The organism is Rhodococcus sp. 11-3 (assembly GCF_023704055.1).
In the GTDB taxonomy this organism is placed as follows: domain Bacteria; phylum Actinomycetota; class Actinomycetes; order Mycobacteriales; family Mycobacteriaceae; genus Rhodococcus; species Rhodococcus aetherivorans.
Genome location: NZ_CP080406.1, coordinates 1864592 through 1878923, shown reverse-complemented (window position 1 = coordinate 1878923; position 14332 = coordinate 1864592). Strand labels below are relative to the sequence as shown.

Annotated in this window: 15 protein-coding genes; 7 read left to right on the top strand and 8 right to left on the bottom strand. The window is 72.3% G+C overall.

Annotated elements, in window-relative coordinates:
* Positions 1–48: 48 nt before the first annotated feature.
* The 3 genes from mshB to typA form a co-directional block, all read right to left on the bottom strand.
* Complete coding sequence (gene mshB / locus KZJ41_RS08900; protein ID WP_084648721.1) at positions 49–942, bottom strand: N-acetyl-1-D-myo-inositol-2-amino-2-deoxy-alpha-D-glucopyranoside deacetylase; 894 nt, start codon at positions 940–942, stop codon at positions 49–51.
* Positions 939–2870: an ABC transporter family substrate-binding protein gene (locus KZJ41_RS08895; protein WP_251550453.1), complete on the bottom strand. Its 1932-nt coding sequence runs from the start codon at positions 2868–2870 to the stop codon at positions 939–941. The genes mshB and KZJ41_RS08895 overlap by 4 nt, the downstream gene beginning before the upstream one ends.
* 65 nt (positions 2871–2935) lie before the next feature.
* Positions 2936–4822 (bottom strand): translational GTPase TypA, encoded by a 1887-nt coding sequence (typA, locus tag KZJ41_RS08890; RefSeq protein ID WP_006933946.1) that lies wholly within the window; start codon positions 4820–4822, stop codon positions 2936–2938.
* Between the two features lie 401 nt (positions 4823–5223).
* Between typA and KZJ41_RS08885 the strand changes: the two genes are divergently transcribed.
* Positions 5224–5391: a hypothetical protein gene (locus KZJ41_RS08885; RefSeq protein ID WP_006933942.1), complete on the top strand. Its 168-nt coding sequence runs from the start codon at positions 5224–5226 to the stop codon at positions 5389–5391.
* 12 nt (positions 5392–5403) lie between these two features.
* Here KZJ41_RS08885 and KZJ41_RS08880 read toward each other — a convergent pair whose 3' ends face one another.
* The gene (locus KZJ41_RS08880) at positions 5404–5808 is read right to left on the bottom strand and encodes a (deoxy)nucleoside triphosphate pyrophosphohydrolase (RefSeq protein WP_029542337.1); all 405 of its coding nucleotides are present in this window, start codon (positions 5806–5808) and stop codon (positions 5404–5406) included.
* Between the two features lie 25 nt (positions 5809–5833).
* Between KZJ41_RS08880 and KZJ41_RS08875 the strand changes: the two genes are divergently transcribed.
* Positions 5834–6121, top strand: coding sequence for a 4a-hydroxytetrahydrobiopterin dehydratase (locus KZJ41_RS08875; protein WP_029542335.1), 288 nt, complete (start codon positions 5834–5836; stop codon positions 6119–6121).
* Here the strand turns inward: KZJ41_RS08875 and KZJ41_RS08870 are convergent.
* Complete coding sequence (locus tag KZJ41_RS08870) at positions 6066–7313, bottom strand: mannosyltransferase (protein WP_037200676.1); 1248 nt, start codon at positions 7311–7313, stop codon at positions 6066–6068. The two genes, KZJ41_RS08875 and KZJ41_RS08870, sit on opposite strands and share 56 nt — an antisense overlap.
* A gap of 358 nt (positions 7314–7671) precedes the next feature.
* Here KZJ41_RS08870 and KZJ41_RS08865 point away from each other — a divergent pair, with 358 nt between their 5' ends.
* The 3 genes from KZJ41_RS08865 (at position 7672) to KZJ41_RS08855 (ending at position 10498) form a co-directional block, all read left to right on the top strand.
* The gene (locus KZJ41_RS08865; protein WP_037200674.1) at positions 7672–8499 is read left to right on the top strand and encodes a hypothetical protein; all 828 of its coding nucleotides are present in this window, start codon (positions 7672–7674) and stop codon (positions 8497–8499) included.
* A gap of 100 nt (positions 8500–8599) precedes the next feature.
* Positions 8600–8947, top strand: coding sequence for a hypothetical protein (locus tag KZJ41_RS08860; RefSeq protein WP_044475770.1), 348 nt, complete (start codon positions 8600–8602; stop codon positions 8945–8947).
* A 123-nt stretch (positions 8948–9070) separates the two neighbouring features.
* The gene (locus KZJ41_RS08855) at positions 9071–10498 is read left to right on the top strand and encodes an MFS transporter (protein ID WP_006933931.1); all 1428 of its coding nucleotides are present in this window, start codon (positions 9071–9073) and stop codon (positions 10496–10498) included.
* Here KZJ41_RS08855 and KZJ41_RS08850 read toward each other — a convergent pair.
* Positions 10485–11207 carry a DUF1906 domain-containing protein gene (locus tag KZJ41_RS08850; protein WP_065922831.1) on the bottom strand — a complete coding sequence of 241 codons (723 nt, stop codon included), beginning with the start codon at positions 11205–11207 and terminating at the stop codon, positions 10485–10487. The two genes, KZJ41_RS08855 and KZJ41_RS08850, sit on opposite strands and share 14 nt — an antisense overlap.
* 124 nt (positions 11208–11331) lie before the next feature.
* The gene (locus KZJ41_RS08845) at positions 11332–12276 is read right to left on the bottom strand and encodes a winged helix-turn-helix domain-containing protein (RefSeq protein ID WP_006933925.1); all 945 of its coding nucleotides are present in this window, start codon (positions 12274–12276) and stop codon (positions 11332–11334) included.
* 156 nt (positions 12277–12432) lie between these two features.
* Here KZJ41_RS08845 and KZJ41_RS08840 point away from each other — a divergent pair, with 156 nt between their 5' ends.
* Entirely contained in the window at positions 12433–12999 is a 567-nt protein-coding gene (locus KZJ41_RS08840) for a mismatch-specific DNA-glycosylase (RefSeq protein WP_065922832.1), read from the top strand.
* A gap of 12 nt (positions 13000–13011) precedes the next feature.
* Here the strand turns inward: KZJ41_RS08840 and KZJ41_RS08835 are convergent, their stop codons facing one another.
* Complete coding sequence (locus KZJ41_RS08835) at positions 13012–13347, bottom strand: DUF1330 domain-containing protein (protein ID WP_029542324.1); 336 nt, start codon at positions 13345–13347, stop codon at positions 13012–13014.
* Between the two features lie 128 nt (positions 13348–13475).
* Here KZJ41_RS08835 and KZJ41_RS08830 point away from each other — a divergent pair, with 128 nt between their 5' ends.
* Positions 13476–14267: a helix-turn-helix domain-containing protein gene (locus KZJ41_RS08830; RefSeq protein WP_006933920.1), complete on the top strand. Its 792-nt coding sequence runs from the start codon at positions 13476–13478 to the stop codon at positions 14265–14267.
* The last annotated feature ends 65 nt before the right edge of the window (positions 14268–14332 follow it).

Sequence of the window (14332 nt, the reverse complement as noted above, 5' to 3'; positions counted from 1 at the left end):
GGACCCTCTCGTGTGACCACGATCACCTGTCCGGTGCTCGTGGTCACACTAACTCAGCCCGGCGAAGAGGTCACGCTCCCGGCCGGAGCCGTCGACGTCGCCGCGGTCGCCCCGGACGAGCACGTAGTGCTCCTGCTCCAGCACGGGCTGCGCGACGAGGTTGGACAGGGCGAACTGTGCTCCGCCGGGCGCGACGACGACCTGGGTCGCGTGCGCCGCCAGGGCCGCCCGCTTGGCGTCGAGCACGCCGGCGACGTCGACCACGGTGGTGACCTGTTCGTCGGGCACGCACGGCAGGTCGTCGGGGCCGGGACGCTGCCACCCGTCGGGCAGGCCGGTCATCTCCGCGATGCCGCGATGCAGGGCGCTCGCCTCGGTGACGGTCCAGTACAGCTTCGCCGGATCCCACGGTGCGCCGGCGTGCGGGTAGGCGCCGGTCCCCGCAGCCTCGACCGCTGCGGTCACGACGTAATGCACCCGGATGTGGTCGGGGTGGCCGTAACCGCCCACGGGGTCGTAGGTGACCACCACGTGCGGGCGCAGTTCCCGGATCACCGCGACGAGTGCGGCCACCGCCTCGTCGCGGTCGGCGTTCACCCAGGCCCGCGGGTTCGCGGCCGACGGGGTGCCGGCCATCCCGGAGTCGCGCCAATGCCCGGCGCCGCCGAGGAAGCGGGGCGCGGGCACGCCGAGGGCGGCCAGCGCCCGGCCGAGCTCGTGGATGCGATAGCCACCGAGCTGATCGGCCCGGTCGGCGGTGAGCTGCGCCCATTCGTCGCCGACGACCTCGCCCTCCTCCCCGAGGGTGCACGTCACGACGGTGACCTCGGCGCCCTCGGCGGCGTAGCGGGCGATGGTGCCGCCCGTGGTGATGGATTCGTCGTCGGGATGGGCGTGCACCAGCAGCAGGCGTTTCGGCGCGGGGGCGTTCCGATCGGTCACGGTGTGGTCCTCCACCAGTTCTGCGCGTCGGACAGGGAACCGGCAGGGATCGAGCCGGCCAGCGTCACGCCCTCGACGCCGGGTCCCGCGGCGATCACGGTGCGGTCCTGCACGATCGGCAGGGTGACGGCGAGGTCCCACAGCTTCGGCTGCGCCCCGGCCAGGACGGCGGGCACGTCGCCGGCGCCGCGCAGGGCCCCGGCGAGTTCCGGGTCGAGGGTGGGGTCGCACACCCCGGACACGTTGCTCGGTGCGGCGAGTTGCGCCTCGGCGGCCTCGATCTCGTCGTCGGGAACCGGCCCGGCGTCACCGTCGGGAACCGGCCCGGCGTCACCGTCCGGAACGGACTCGGCGTCACCGTCCGGAACGGACTCGGCGTCACCGTCCGGAACGGACTCGGCGTCACCGCCGGGGGCGGGCTCCGGCGTCGGGGTGGGTGCGGGAGCCGGCTCGACGGAGCCGGGGCCCTGCTCGGGAAGCACTGGGGGGCAACCGAATCGGGACAGCGCAGCGGTGGCGGGGTCGCCTCCGGCGCGCGTCCAGCCGACCACCGCATGCACGGTCCCCTCGACGAGGGCGTCGCCGTAGAGCTCGTCCGGCGGCAACGTCGTCACGGTGGCGGCGACGCCGGCCCCACGCAGCTGGTCCGCGGCGGTGCGGGCGACGGCGTCGGCCACCGGCGAGTTCTCCGGCACGCCCAGCACGAGGGTGAGCGGCACGCCGCCCTGGGCGAGCAGACCCGTGGTCGCGGTCTCGGGCGCCGGGGTGCCGGTTGCGTCGATCGTCGCCGGGCCGGCCGGTACATACCCGGCCCCGGCGAGGAGCGCGAGGGACTCCTCGCGGCCGGGCCGCGGCGGCATCGTCGGCGAATAGCCGGGATCGGACGGGGCGAGCACCTGCGCGCGGGCCGCGACGACGGCCGATTCCGTGCCGGCCGCGACGGTGGCCAGCAGGTCCGGGTCGAGAAGCCCGAGGACGGCCCGGCGCACGCGCGGATCGGCGAACTCGGTCGTGCGGCCGTTGAGGGTCAGCTCGAGGACGCGGGGCTGCAGCTGGGTGCCGGTGCGCACCTGCGGGATCGCGCCGAGCTGGGCGAGCAGCGCGGATCCCCCACCGTGCATCTGCGCGACCTGCGCGTCGCCGGTGCGAATGGACTCGGCGAGCTGCGCGTCGGTTCCGCCGCGGCGCAACAGGATCCGGTCGGGCCGGGCCGGCGTGCCCCAGAAGCGATCGTTGCGTTCGAGCAGGATCTCGCCGCGGCCGCGGTCGACGGACTTGACATGGAACTGCCCGCCGGACACCGGGATCGATTCGGCGAGGCTCGTGGTGAAACCGCCCGGAGTGTCCTTGACGAGGTGAGCCGGCAGCAGGTGGATGAACAGTTCCCGCCACGCCGGGTAGGGCTCGCGCAGCGTGACGGTGACGGTCTTGCCGCCGCCGGAGGATCCGACGTCCTCGATGAGGCGGTATCCGGCGGGATCGACCACACCGGGCTGGGTGATCATCTGCTGCCACAGGTACCGGAAGTCCTCGGCGGCGATGGGCGCGCTGTCGGACCACTGCGCCTCGTCGCGCACCTGATAGGTGATGGTGAACGGGGCCTGCGAGGTGACCTCGGCCGATGCGAGGACGGACTCGTCGAGCACCCAGGCGGAGGCGCCGGGCCGCGCGGGGTCGGGCACGGGCCGGAACGCGCTCGGCAGCACCATCCCGGCGACGGTGTTGCCGACGGGCGACTGGTCGGCGAGCAGGTGCGGGTTGAGCCCGGCGCCCACGTCGTCGACGGCCACCACGACGGTGTTGAGCTGGGGAACCGGGGTGGGGATCCGGGTGGGCTCGGTCTGCTCGATCGGCGGCGGCGGATCGGCGGTGCACGCCGTCAACCCCAGCACCGCGGCGACCGCGGTGATCCCGGCGATCCTGCGCATCCGGCCTCCCTTCCCTCCGGGATGCGGCGGTGGTCCCGGCTGCGCCGGGACCACCACTGCCGCGACTACTTGTTGCGAGCCTTCTCCCGCGAGCGGGCGCGGGCCCGGTCGGTGGCCGACAGGTGCACCTTGCGGACGCGGAGGATCTCCGGGGTGACCTCGACGCACTCGTCGGACGCACAGAACTCCATGGCCTCCTCGAGGCTCAGGGTGATCGGCTTCGCGAGGGTCTCCATCACGTCGGCCGTGGAGGAGCGCATGTTGGTGAGCTTCTTCTCGCGGGTGACGTTGATGTCGAGATCCTCGGCGCGCGGGTTGATGCCCACGACATGGCCCTCGTAGGTGTCGCTGCCCGGCTCCACGAAGAAGGTGCCGCGGTCGCCGAGCTGGATCATGGCGAACGGCGTGACCGAGCCCGAGCGGTCGGAGACCAGCGAGCCGGTGTGCCGCGCGCGGATCTCCCCGGCCCACGGGGCGTAGCCGTGGAAAACGGCGTTGGCGATGCCCGTGCCACGGGTCTCGGTGAGGAAGTCGGTGCGGAACCCGATGAGGCCGCGCGACGGGACGATGAACTCCATGCGCACCCATCCGGCGGCGTGGTTGGACATCTGCACCATCTTGCCCTTGCGGGCCGCGAGCAGCTGGGTGATCGCGCCGAGGTGTTCCTCGGGGCTGTCGATGGTGAGTTCCTCGTAGGGCTCGTGCACCTTGCCGTCGACCTGCCGGGTGACCACCTGCGGCTTGCCGACGGTGAGCTCGAAGCCCTCGCGGCGCATCTGCTCGACGAGGATGGCCAGCGCCAGCTCGCCGCGGCCCTGCACCTCCCAGGCGTCGGGGCGGCCGATGTCGAGCACGCGCAGCGACACGTTGCCGACCAGCTCCGAGTCGAGACGGGACTTGACCATGCGCGCGGTCAGCTTGTGGCCCTGCACGCGGCCGACGAGCGGCGACGTGTTGGTGCCGATGACCACCGAGATGGCCGGCTCGTCGACCGTGATGCGCGGCAGGGCGACCGGGTTGTCCACGTCGGCAAGGGTGTCGCCGATCATGATGTCCGGGATACCGGCGACGGCGACGATGTCGCCGGCGACGGCGACGTCACCGGGCCGGCGCTCGACACCGATGGTCTGGAGCAGCTCGGTGATCTTCACGTTCTTCACGCCGTCGGCGTGCATCCACGCGACGGTCTGGCCCTTGCGCAGCTCGCCGTTGTGGATGCGCAGCAGCGCCAGGCGGCCGAGGAACTCGGAGGCGTCGAGGTTGGTGACGTGGGCCTGCAGCGGTGCGGCCGGATCGCCCTTGGGGGCGGGGATGTACTTCATGAGGACGTCGAACAGCGCGTCGAGGTTCTCGGCGGAGGGCGCCTGTCCGTTCTCGGGCTGTTCCGTCGACGCCTTGCCCTCGCGCCCGGAGGCGTACAGGACCGGCAGGTCCAGCAGCTGCTCGGCGGCCTCGGAGGCCTCGTCGTCGAGGTCGGAGGCGAGGTCGAGCAGCAGGTCGTGGGTCTCCTCGACGACCTCGGCGATGCGGGCGTCGGGGCGGTCGGTCTTGTTGACCACCAGCAGCACCGGCAGCGACGCGGAGAGCGCCTTGCGCAGCACGAAGCGGGTCTGCGGCAGCGGGCCCTCGGATGCGTCGACGAGCAGGACGACGCCGTCGACCATGGACAGGCCGCGCTCGACCTCGCCACCGAAGTCGGCGTGACCGGGGGTGTCGATCACGTTGATGACGGTGACGGTGCCGTCGCCGTTGTACCGGTGCACGGCGGTGTTCTTCGCGAGAATGGTGATGCCCTTCTCGCGCTCGAGGTCACCGGAGTCCATGACCCGGTCGACGAGTTCCGCGCGCTCGGCGAAGGCGCCCGACTGGCGCAGCATGGCGTCGACGAGGGTGGTCTTTCCGTGGTCGACGTGCGCGACGATGGCGACGTTGCGGAAACTGGCGGTGCTCACGCGATGGCTCTCCTGGCTGTTGTCCGGCCACACGGCACTGGACCCAGACGGCACCTCGCCCGTACGGCGTTCTTGCGGTGGCCGCGTCGCGAATGCGAGTCACCCGTTCGCGGCCGCGAACGGCCCGCACAGGCACTGCGGCCTCCAATACAGTACAGGCCGGACGTGGTACCTCGCGCCCGCCGACGGCTGATTCACCAGTTCGCGGGCCGGAGCGTGACGTTCGCCACGTCCCGGCGCACTGTTCGGCGAACCCGCCGGCGGCTGCGGGCCGCCGAAACCGGCTCGCCGGGCGCCTCCGCCTTTGTTAGGGCATGCTAACCTTCCAATTGATGTGACCAGGGGCCCAGTGCTGTGGTCCGGGACCCACCGACGAAAGGCCGGCGACACGGATGGGCAAGGTGAAGGCGAGCAGGGTCGCGCAGCTCGAGCCCAAGAAGAAGTGCTGCCGCAAGAAGACCCGCTGTGTGCGCTGCCCCGTGGTGATCATGCGGATGAAGAGGCTCGAGCACGAGGGCCTCGGCGGGAAGGAACTCGCGAAGCGCCTGAAGAAGGCCCGCGCCGCCTGACCGGCCGCCCCGTCAGCGCCCGAGGTGCGCGCGCAGCTCCGGCAGCCACAGCCGGTCGTTCGGCACCAGGTCGATCTGCTCCAGCTCGTCGGCGTCCACCCAGCACAGCGCCGCGTGTTCGAGCGGCCGCGGTTCCCCGGAGAGCAGCTCCACCCGGTAGGCACGCAGCACCCGGCCGCCGTCCAGCGGCACCCCGACCCCGACCCGCTGCGCACCGGCGACCTCCACGCCCAGTTCCTCGCGCAGCTCCCGGCGCAGCGCCGCCTCGGCGGACTCCCCCGGCTCGGCCTTGCCGCCCGGCAGCTCCCACAGCCCCGCGAGCTCCGGCGGCCCGATGCGCTGGGCCAGCAACAGCCGGCCGTCGCGGAAGATCGCCCCGGCCACTACCTCGTCCGCCCGGCCCGTCGTTGCACTCATGTGCGGCATCGTCCCAGAATGGGGCATGGCCGAGTTGCTCTCCGACGCCGACATCGATGCCGCCCTCGCCCAGCTGCCCGAGTGGCGACGGGACGGGAACGCGATCGTGCGGACCGTCGAGTCCTCCTCGTTCCCCGCGGCCGTCGCGCTGGTGGACAGGGTGGCCGAGGCCGCCGAGGCGGCGAACCACCACCCCGACATCGACATCCGCTGGCGGAAGGTGACCTACTCGCTGTCCACCCATTCCGCCGGCGGGATCACCGGGTCGGACGTGGAGCTGGCCCGGAAGATCGACGCGCTGGCCCGCGGCTGACGGGCGGGGCCGCAGCCGGGCGCCCGGTGTAGACGATCCACGCGTACACCGCCAGCACCCCCACCACGTTGCACGCGCCCGCCCAGGCCAGCAGGGCGGGGCGGGAGATGTCCCACATCGAGTCCTGCGCCAGGCCGAGGAGCCACGGCACCCCGACGACGGTCAGCACCGCCCAGAACCCGGCGAGCACACGGGTGCCGAGGCGGCCGGCGAGCGGCCCGTAGACCAGCCACAGCAGCATCGGCAGCACCCACACCCAGTGGTGCATCCAGGAGATCGGCGACACCAGCAGCCCGAACAGTTCGACGACGACGATCGTGCCGAGCCGGTCGTCCGGGCCGAGGGCACGCCAGGCCGCGACGGCGAGCGCCGCCGAGGCCGCGACAGCCGCCAGCCACAGCGGCCCGGTGCCCACGTCGTGTCCCACGATGCGGCTCAGCGCTCCGCGCAGCGACTGGTTCCAGACCGACCCCACCGGCCCGATCCGGTCGGCGTCGCCGAACAACGTGGTGAAGTAGGTCCGCGCCTGGTCGCCGAGGAGCAGCCAGCTGACGGCGACGGTGGCGGCGAAGGTCGCCGCGGAGAAGAACGCCGCCGCCCAGCGGCGACGCGCCACGAAGTACATGCCGGCGATCGCCGGGGTCAGCTTGATGCCGGCGAGCAATCCGACCAGTCCGCCCGAGAGCCACCAGCGGTTGCTGCGGACCGCGACCATCACGCCGAAGGCCAGGAACACGTTGACCTGTCCGTAGTCGAGGGTCGTGCGGATGGGCTCCGTCCAGATGCCCACCGCCGTCCACACGAGCGCGACCGCCGTCCAGCGCGCGCCGTGCGCCGCGGAACCGAACAGCAACTCGAGGCAGATGCGCAGGAGGCCGAACAGGGCGGCCACGGTCAGCAGCTGCCACGCCACCCCGACCACCGGGAAGGGCAGATAGTGCAGCGGGAAGAAGACCAGTGCCGCGAACGGCGGGTAGGTGAAGGGCAGGGAGAACTCGGGAGTGTCCCGGGTGTAGGTGAAGTCGTACAGTTCGCCGCGCAGCAGCGCCGCGGAACCGTCGACGTACACGTGCAGATCCACGAGATTCATGCCGTTGGGCGTGAGGAAGTTCCACGCCAGCCGGGCTCCGACGGAGACGGCCAGCAGGGCCGCGCACCACCACAGTCGATGCGGGCGAACCGGATCGGACACTGCGGTGCGGCCTCCCGTCGTCACGTCACCCCGGGGGGAAGGGCCGGGGACGGATGCAGACTATCCGTTCCGCGGCGGCGGGCCGAACACGATACTCACATCAGTAACAGTTTCATCTACTCTCACAAAAACCACATCAGTCACACGTAGTCTCGAGCGGACACCACTGATCGGAACACGTTATGGCTAGACTCCCGCCAGTACGGGCGCGGCTGTGAGACCGGCCACGGCTTGTACTGATCGGGGGGCCTACATAAAGTGTCTCCCCGAGCCGTCAGCGGCATCGGCGCCTCGCGCTCCGGAGCCGCTTCAACGACAAGGATGGGGAAAAGTGCTTCGAACCCGAGCAACGCGCAGGATGTTCACCGCCTGCGCCCTCGCCGCCGCCGCGGCGCTCACCGTGCCGTCGCAGGCGGTCGCGCAACCCGTCGTTCCGGGCATCCCCGACGTGCTCCAGCTGCCGGCCGAGTTCGCCGGCTACCAGGTGCCGGCGGATCTGTCGATCGAGTCGCTCATGGGCATGCTCAGCACCCAGGCAGCCGCCCCCGAAGAGGTCGAGGCCCTCGCCTCCCTCGCCCCCGCCATCGTCGGAGCGGCGGCCGGCCCGGCCGACGTCGCGGACGGCAAGAATCAGCTCCTCGACCAGGCGAAGGAACTGCTCGCGAACTCGCAGCTGCCGGACTCGGTCAAGGCCCTGCTCCAGCGCGTGATCACCTTCCTCGACGGCAGCGGCGGCGGCGGACCCGACATTCCGGAGCCGGGCGCCGTGGCGATCTCGCAGTTCCTGTACCCGAGCATCGGCAAGGACTGCATCCGCGACGGCGGCGACTCCATCGGCACCGCGCTCGCCGTGGCCGGCCCCGCGCCGCTCCCGCCGCCGGGCCCGAAGGCCGGCCAGGCCGGGTTCGTGTTCACCGCCCTGGGTACCGCCAAGTTCGCCGACCAGCAGGCGCAGCCGCTGACGGTGAGCTGGATCAACGTCTCCAACGGCCGCAGCGGCACCGCGACGTTGACCAACGAGGCCAGGATCAATCCCGACGGGCCGACGACGCTCAGCGCGATCGCCGACACCGGCTCCGGCAACGTGGCCGCCGTGATCTCCGGCGGCATCACCACGCAAGCCGCGGGCGCGGCCCCGCGTTCGTGCACCTTCCTGCCGACGATCGGGCTCGTCACGGTCGCCTGACCGATCATCCGCACCTTGGCCGAGGCCGCCGGGATCATCCCCCGGCGGCCTCCGTCGTCCGGGCGCTTCCCGAGCCGGGAACCGCGTGGTAGACCGAGTCATGGCCGAAACACCGTCCAGGCTCACCGCTTCCCGGTCCCTGCGCTCGCGCCGTTCACACCGGTCGATCCTGTCCGTCCGCTCCGAGGGCTCGATCCTGTCCATCGGCTCGGCGTACTCGATCCTGTCGATCGGCAGCGTGGGGTCGGTGCTGTCCGTCGGTTCGGTGGGCTCGTTCGGTTCGGCCCTGTCGTCGCTGTCGTTCGCCAGCCTCGGCTCGGCGCTGTCGGGACTGTCCCGCTGGTCGCTGCTGTCGTGGCGCGGTGTCCACGATGCCCCCGACAACCCGCATCCCACGCTCGTCGTCACCGCCGCCGAACCCGACCCCGCCGCGCACTGCCAGAGCTGACCGGCCGGGCCCGTGTCCCGATCGGCGGGCGCGCGGCTGCCCTCCCGGTGGGGAACCTGATACATCTCGTAGATCACGTCCATGCCCGCCCGTATCGCGCGGCCCCCGGACCCGAGGAGGCGCATGGCCGTCGAGACCCCCGTTCCGGTCACAGCCGAACGCCCCGCACCCCGTGGTCTCGTCGCGGTGCTCTCCCTGTGCGGGATCGTCGTCGCGTTGATGCAGACCCTCGTCATCCCCCTGCTCCCCCAGCTGCCGCACCTGCTCGGCACGTCCGTGGAGAACGCCTCATGGGCGGTCACCGCCACGCTCCTCGCCGCGGCGGTCCTCACCCCCATCAGCGGCCGGCTGGGCGACATGTTCGGCAAGCGGCGCATGCTGCTGGTCAGCCTCGGCGCGGTCGTGGCCGGCTCCCTCGTCTGCGCCCTCGCCGAGTCGCTGCTCCCGATGATCGCCGGCCGCGCCCTGCAGGGCGCGGCGACCGGCGCGATCCCGCTCGGCATCGCGATCCTGCGCGACGAACTGCCGCCCCGGCGGATCGCCGGGGCGATGGCGACCATCAGCGCCACCCTCGGGGTGGGCGGCGCCGTCGGATTCCCCGTCGCCGCGGCCATCGCCCAGATCGCCGACTGGCACATGTTGTTCGCCGCCGCCGCCGGCTTCGGCCTGCTGGGCATCGCCATGGTGCTGAAGGTGATCCCGGAGTCGCCCCACCGCAACCCCGGCCGGTTCGACGTCGTCGGCGCGATCGGCCTCTCGGTCACGCTGACGCTGTTGCTCCTGCCCGTCACCAAGGGCGGCACCTGGGGCTGGTCGAATCCCCTGACCCTGGGCATGTTCGCCGGCGCCGCCGGCGCGGCGCTCGTGTGGGGATACTACGAACTGCGCACGGCGCGACCCCTGGTGAATCTACGGATCTCCGCGCGGCGCCCGGTGCTGCTGACCAACCTCGCGTCGGTCGCCGTCGGATTCGCGATCTACGGACAGATGCTCGCGTTCCCGCAGTTGCTGATGGCCCCCACCGAGACGGGCTACGGATTCGGGCTGTCCATGGTGACGGCCGGCGTGCTCATCGCGCCGGGCGGGATCGTCATGATGGCGCTGTCCCCCGTCTCCGCGCGGATCACCGGCAGCCACGGGCCACGGGTCACCCTGGCGAGCGGGGTCGTGGTGGTGGGCGCCGGCTACGTGCTGGTCTACGTCGCGTACACCGAGATCTGGCACATCGTCGTGGCGGGGATGATCATCGGGGCGGGCATCGGCCTGGCGTACGCGGCGATGCCGGCCCTCATCATGGGCGCGGTGCCGCTGTCCGAGACCGCCGCCGCGAGCAGTCTCAACACGCTGATGCGTTCGATCGGGACGTCCACGTCCGCGGCGGTGGTGAGCGTGGTGCTCGCGGCGATGACCACGACGGTCGGCACCTACACGGTGCCCGCCCTCGACGGGTTCCGCGCCACCTTCCTGCTGTCGATCGCGGCCTCCGCCGTCGCGCTGGCCCTGACCGCCGCCGTTCCCCGGGCGCGGCCCGGCGGGCTCAACCGGCGGTGAGCGACCACTGCCCGTAGTCGGCGCTGAATACATTGTTGACGTCGATGCCGATGCCGTCGATCGTCCCGCCACCCACCTGGTGCAGGTTCGCCGCGGGATGCACGTAGCCCTCAGCCGTGCCCCAATCATGTTGCCAGTAGAACGATCCCAGGCCGGCGTCGCGGGCCCAGGAGATGGTCGGCCCGTTGGCGTACACGCCGGTGTTCCCGGCGCCGAGCACGTCGTGCCAGCCCTGCAGGTACGGCGCGATCAGGTCGGCGAACTGTTGCTCGGACGGATTGTCGTCGACCGAGGCGTAGATCGGCCGGTCCGCCGGTCCCCCGGCCGCCCGATGCAGCTCGAGGCCGCGCGTCGCGTGCCGGACCCCGGCGTCGTATCCGCCGAGCCAGTCCGCCGTGTCGGCCTTGCCGAACTGATAACACGACACGACCTCGAGGTCGCCGGCGACGAGCGCGGCGGCCTCCGACTCCGTCAGCGGCTTGGCCAGCATCCATTCGGCGCCCGGCCGGCGGTCCGAGACGTACCGGATGGCACCGATGTGCCCGGCGGCACGGATCGACGACGGCGACGGCACGGCCGCCGAGTAGTCGACGATCGTGCCGAGCACCTCCCGGCCGTGCGCCACCCCGGGGGCGGCGACGGCCGACACCCAGGCCGCGCACGAGCCGACGGCCGCGTACCGCAACAGTTCCCGACGTGAGATGGCCATCGAACCTCGCTTGGACGAGCGTGCACGGCGGACAGGGTGTCGAGCTTCCGGTATTGCACCACACTCGCGGGTCCCGCGCGGGCACATCGGGATTCGGGGCCCGCGCGACGGGGACGCGGCGCGGCTACCGGCCGCCGAGCTCGGCGAAGAAGGCGGGAACGAGGGCGACGTCCTCGACGGTGCGCACCGTGGTGTGGACCCCGAGACCGTGCTCCTTGAGCAGATCGCACAGGCCGTCGCCGTCGACGAGTTCGATGGGCGGCGCGCCGAGGCGATGCGCCTCGGCGCGGGCGTCGTCGCCGAACGTCCCGGTGGTGACGAGCAGGCCCTTCTCGCCGCGACCGGCCATCGCGGCGCGGAACTCGCGCACGACGTCCGCGCCCGCCCGCTCGGGGCCGCGCAGGAACCGGAAGAACACCGAGAAGCCGAGCAGCGACACCCGCAGCACGCCGGTGCCTTCGACGTCGACGTCGTTGTCGGAGCCGGTGTCGAGGTGACCGCCGTGCGGGGGCACCGAGATGGTGGTGAAGCCGGCGGCGCGGAGCACCGCGACGGCGAGCCGTTCGAAGCCCTCGTCGGGGAGCTCGGCGACGGCGGCGAGCACGGGCTCGCGCCACAGCTCGGGATCCTCGGGGGCGGCCGCGAGGGTCACCACCTGCGCGCGCGACGACGCGTTGCGCACGAGCCGCTTGCGCCGCTTCTCCGCGGTGTATGCCACCTGCAGGGGCTTGATCTCGGATTCCTGCACCGCGCGGCCGCGGTCGGTGACGCTCCACACGCCGCGACGGGTGTTGGCGAGCAGCCCCATGCCCTTGAGGTAGGTGCGCGCCCAGCCGACCCGGTACTCGATCTCGGTGACCGGCCCGTCGCCGTGCAGTACGGACCGCGCGGCCTCGGACAGACCTTCGCGCGCGATGACGGCCTTCTCGAGCTCCTCGATCGAGGCCGAGCCTCCGAGCCCGATCAGCGCCTGCAGGGTGGGCCACAGCAGATCCGTGTACGGCGGTAGCGCCACCTCGCGGCCGGACGAGTCTCCGACGGGGTTACCGATCACGTTCCGGCGCTGCACACCTTCCCCTATCGTTTCGGCCCTGCTCGCCGCGGCTGTCCGGTCCCGCCACGACGCGCATTTCACCCTAGCCGATGGGCGCGGGCGCGATGGCGGCCACACTCCCCGGGCCCGGCACTGCCGGGGCCGGCGGCGCCGCTCGCTACCGTGGGGCGGGTGGGATTCACGCGCGCCGAACTCGAACGCTTCCGTGACGCGGTGGTGCCCGATTTGATCGGGCCGGACTGCCGGCTGCTGTTCGTGGGCATCAACCCGGGCCTGTGGACGGCGGCGACGGGTGCGCACTTCGCGCGGCCCGGCAACCGCTTCTACCCGGCGCTGCTGCGGGCCGGCATCCTGCTCCGGCCCATCGACCCCACCTCGGGGATGAGCGAGGACGACAGGGCCCACCTGATCGAGCGGGGCGTCGGGATCACCAATCTCGCGCCGCGCGCCACGGCCCGCGCGGACGAGCTCACGGCCGAGGAACTGCGGGCCGGGGCGGTGCGGCTGGCCGAGGTGGTGGCGCTGCACCGGCCGCGGGTGGTGGCCGTCGCCGGCATCACCGCGTACCGGTCGGCGTTCGGGCACCGGAAGGCCGTCGCGGGGCTGCAGGCGGAGACGCTCGGCGGGGTGCCGGTGTGGGTGGTGCCGAATCCGAGCGGGCTCAACGCCCACGAGACGGTGGACACCCTCGCCGAGGCGTATGCGGCGCCGGCCCGCGCGGCCGGGATCCTGCGCTGAACCGCGGACGGATCAGCCGCGTCCCACCTTGGCGAGGTAGTCCCTCGCCCGGTATCCCGGCGGCACGCCGTCGACGAGGATCGCCGAACTGTCGGAGTGCTCGGTGCGCAGCGGCAGAATCGCCTGGTAGGCCGGCGACCGGTACCAGGCGCGGGCCTGCTCGAGGTCGGGGAACTCGACGACCACGACGTGGCCGGGCCACGGTCCCTCGTGAACCTCGGGTTCGGCGCCGTGGACGACGAACCTGCCCCCGTACGGCGTGAAGGTGTCGTCGATCTCCTCGAGGTAACGGACGATCTCGGGGCCGAAGTCGACGGAACGCAGATGGGCGATCGCGTAGGCGGTCATGGGGTCCTCCCGGTCGGTCGGTGGCGGCGGTGTGCCGCACACCGACGAGACTGCCGCGCTCCGGTGCCCGAATCGATTACCCGGCAGGTAATGGCCGCCCTTCCCACTCCGCGCCTACGGTGACGGGCATGACCACCGTGCACGAGGAACCCGTCGGAGTGCTGCTGCGGCACTGGCGCGAGCGTCGCGGCCTGAGCCAGCTCGCGCTCGCCAACCGGGCGGAGGTCTCGGCGCGGCACGTGAGCTTCCTCGAAACCGGCCGGTCGCGGCCGACCCGCACCATGCTGCTGCGCCTGGCCGATCAGCTCGACATCCCGCTGCGGGAGCGCAACTCGCTGCTGCTCGCGGCCGGCCTGGCCCCCGCGTATCCGGAGCACCGACTCGGGGACGTGCCGATGGCCGCGGTGGCCGACGCGATCGAGCGGATCCTGGCGTCGCACCGGCCGTATCCGGCGCTGGTGGTGGACCGGCACTGGACGATGGTCGACGCCAACGACGCCGTGGTGGGACTGCTCGACGGCTGCGCGCCGCGGCTGCTCGAGCCCCCGGTGAACGTGCTGCGGGTGACGCTGCACCCGGAGGGCATGGCGCCGCGCATCGCCAACCACGGCCAGTGGCGGGCGCACCTGCTGACACGTCTGCGGCACCAGCTCGCCGCGACGGGCGACCCGGTGCTGCGACGGCTGCACGCCGAACTGGCCGCCTACCCGTGCGACGACGGCCACGACGCCGAGCTCGACCCGGCCGGCGCCCACGCCCTGGTGGTGCCGCTGCGGCTGCGCACCGACGACGGCGAGCTGTCGCTGTTGAGCACGACGACGCTGTTCGGCACGCCGCTGGACGTCACCGTCGCGGAACTGGCGATCGAGGCGTTCTACCCCGCCGACGAGACCACCCGCCGTCTGCTGGGGAGCCGATGACCCGGATCGGCGAACCGGTGCCGCGAAGGCCCGCTCGGGAGTAACGTCCGGCCCGAGACCTGTCC

Excerpts from the sequence above, each read along its gene's own strand:
- KZJ41_RS08895 (WP_251550453.1), bottom strand. The coding sequence starts at position 2,870 with ATGCGCAGGATCGCCGGGATCACCGCGGTCGCCGCGGTGCTGGGGTTG.
- KZJ41_RS08880 (WP_029542337.1), bottom strand. The coding sequence starts at position 5,808 with ATGAGTGCAACGACGGGCCGGGCGGACGAGGTAGTGGCCGGGGCGATC.
- KZJ41_RS08875 (WP_029542335.1), top strand. The coding sequence starts at position 5,834 with ATGGCCGAGTTGCTCTCCGACGCCGACATCGATGCCGCCCTCGCCCAG.
- KZJ41_RS08865 (WP_037200674.1), top strand. The coding sequence starts at position 7,672 with ATGTTCACCGCCTGCGCCCTCGCCGCCGCCGCGGCGCTCACCGTGCCG.
- KZJ41_RS08860 (WP_044475770.1), top strand. The coding sequence starts at position 8,600 with ATGGCCGAAACACCGTCCAGGCTCACCGCTTCCCGGTCCCTGCGCTCG.
- KZJ41_RS08855 (WP_006933931.1), top strand. The coding sequence starts at position 9,071 with ATGGCCGTCGAGACCCCCGTTCCGGTCACAGCCGAACGCCCCGCACCC.
- KZJ41_RS08850 (WP_065922831.1), bottom strand. The coding sequence starts at position 11,207 with ATGGCCATCTCACGTCGGGAACTGTTGCGGTACGCGGCCGTCGGCTCG.
- KZJ41_RS08835 (WP_029542324.1), bottom strand. The coding sequence starts at position 13,347 with ATGACCGCCTACGCGATCGCCCATCTGCGTTCCGTCGACTTCGGCCCC.
- KZJ41_RS08830 (WP_006933920.1), top strand. The coding sequence starts at position 13,476 with ATGACCACCGTGCACGAGGAACCCGTCGGAGTGCTGCTGCGGCACTGG.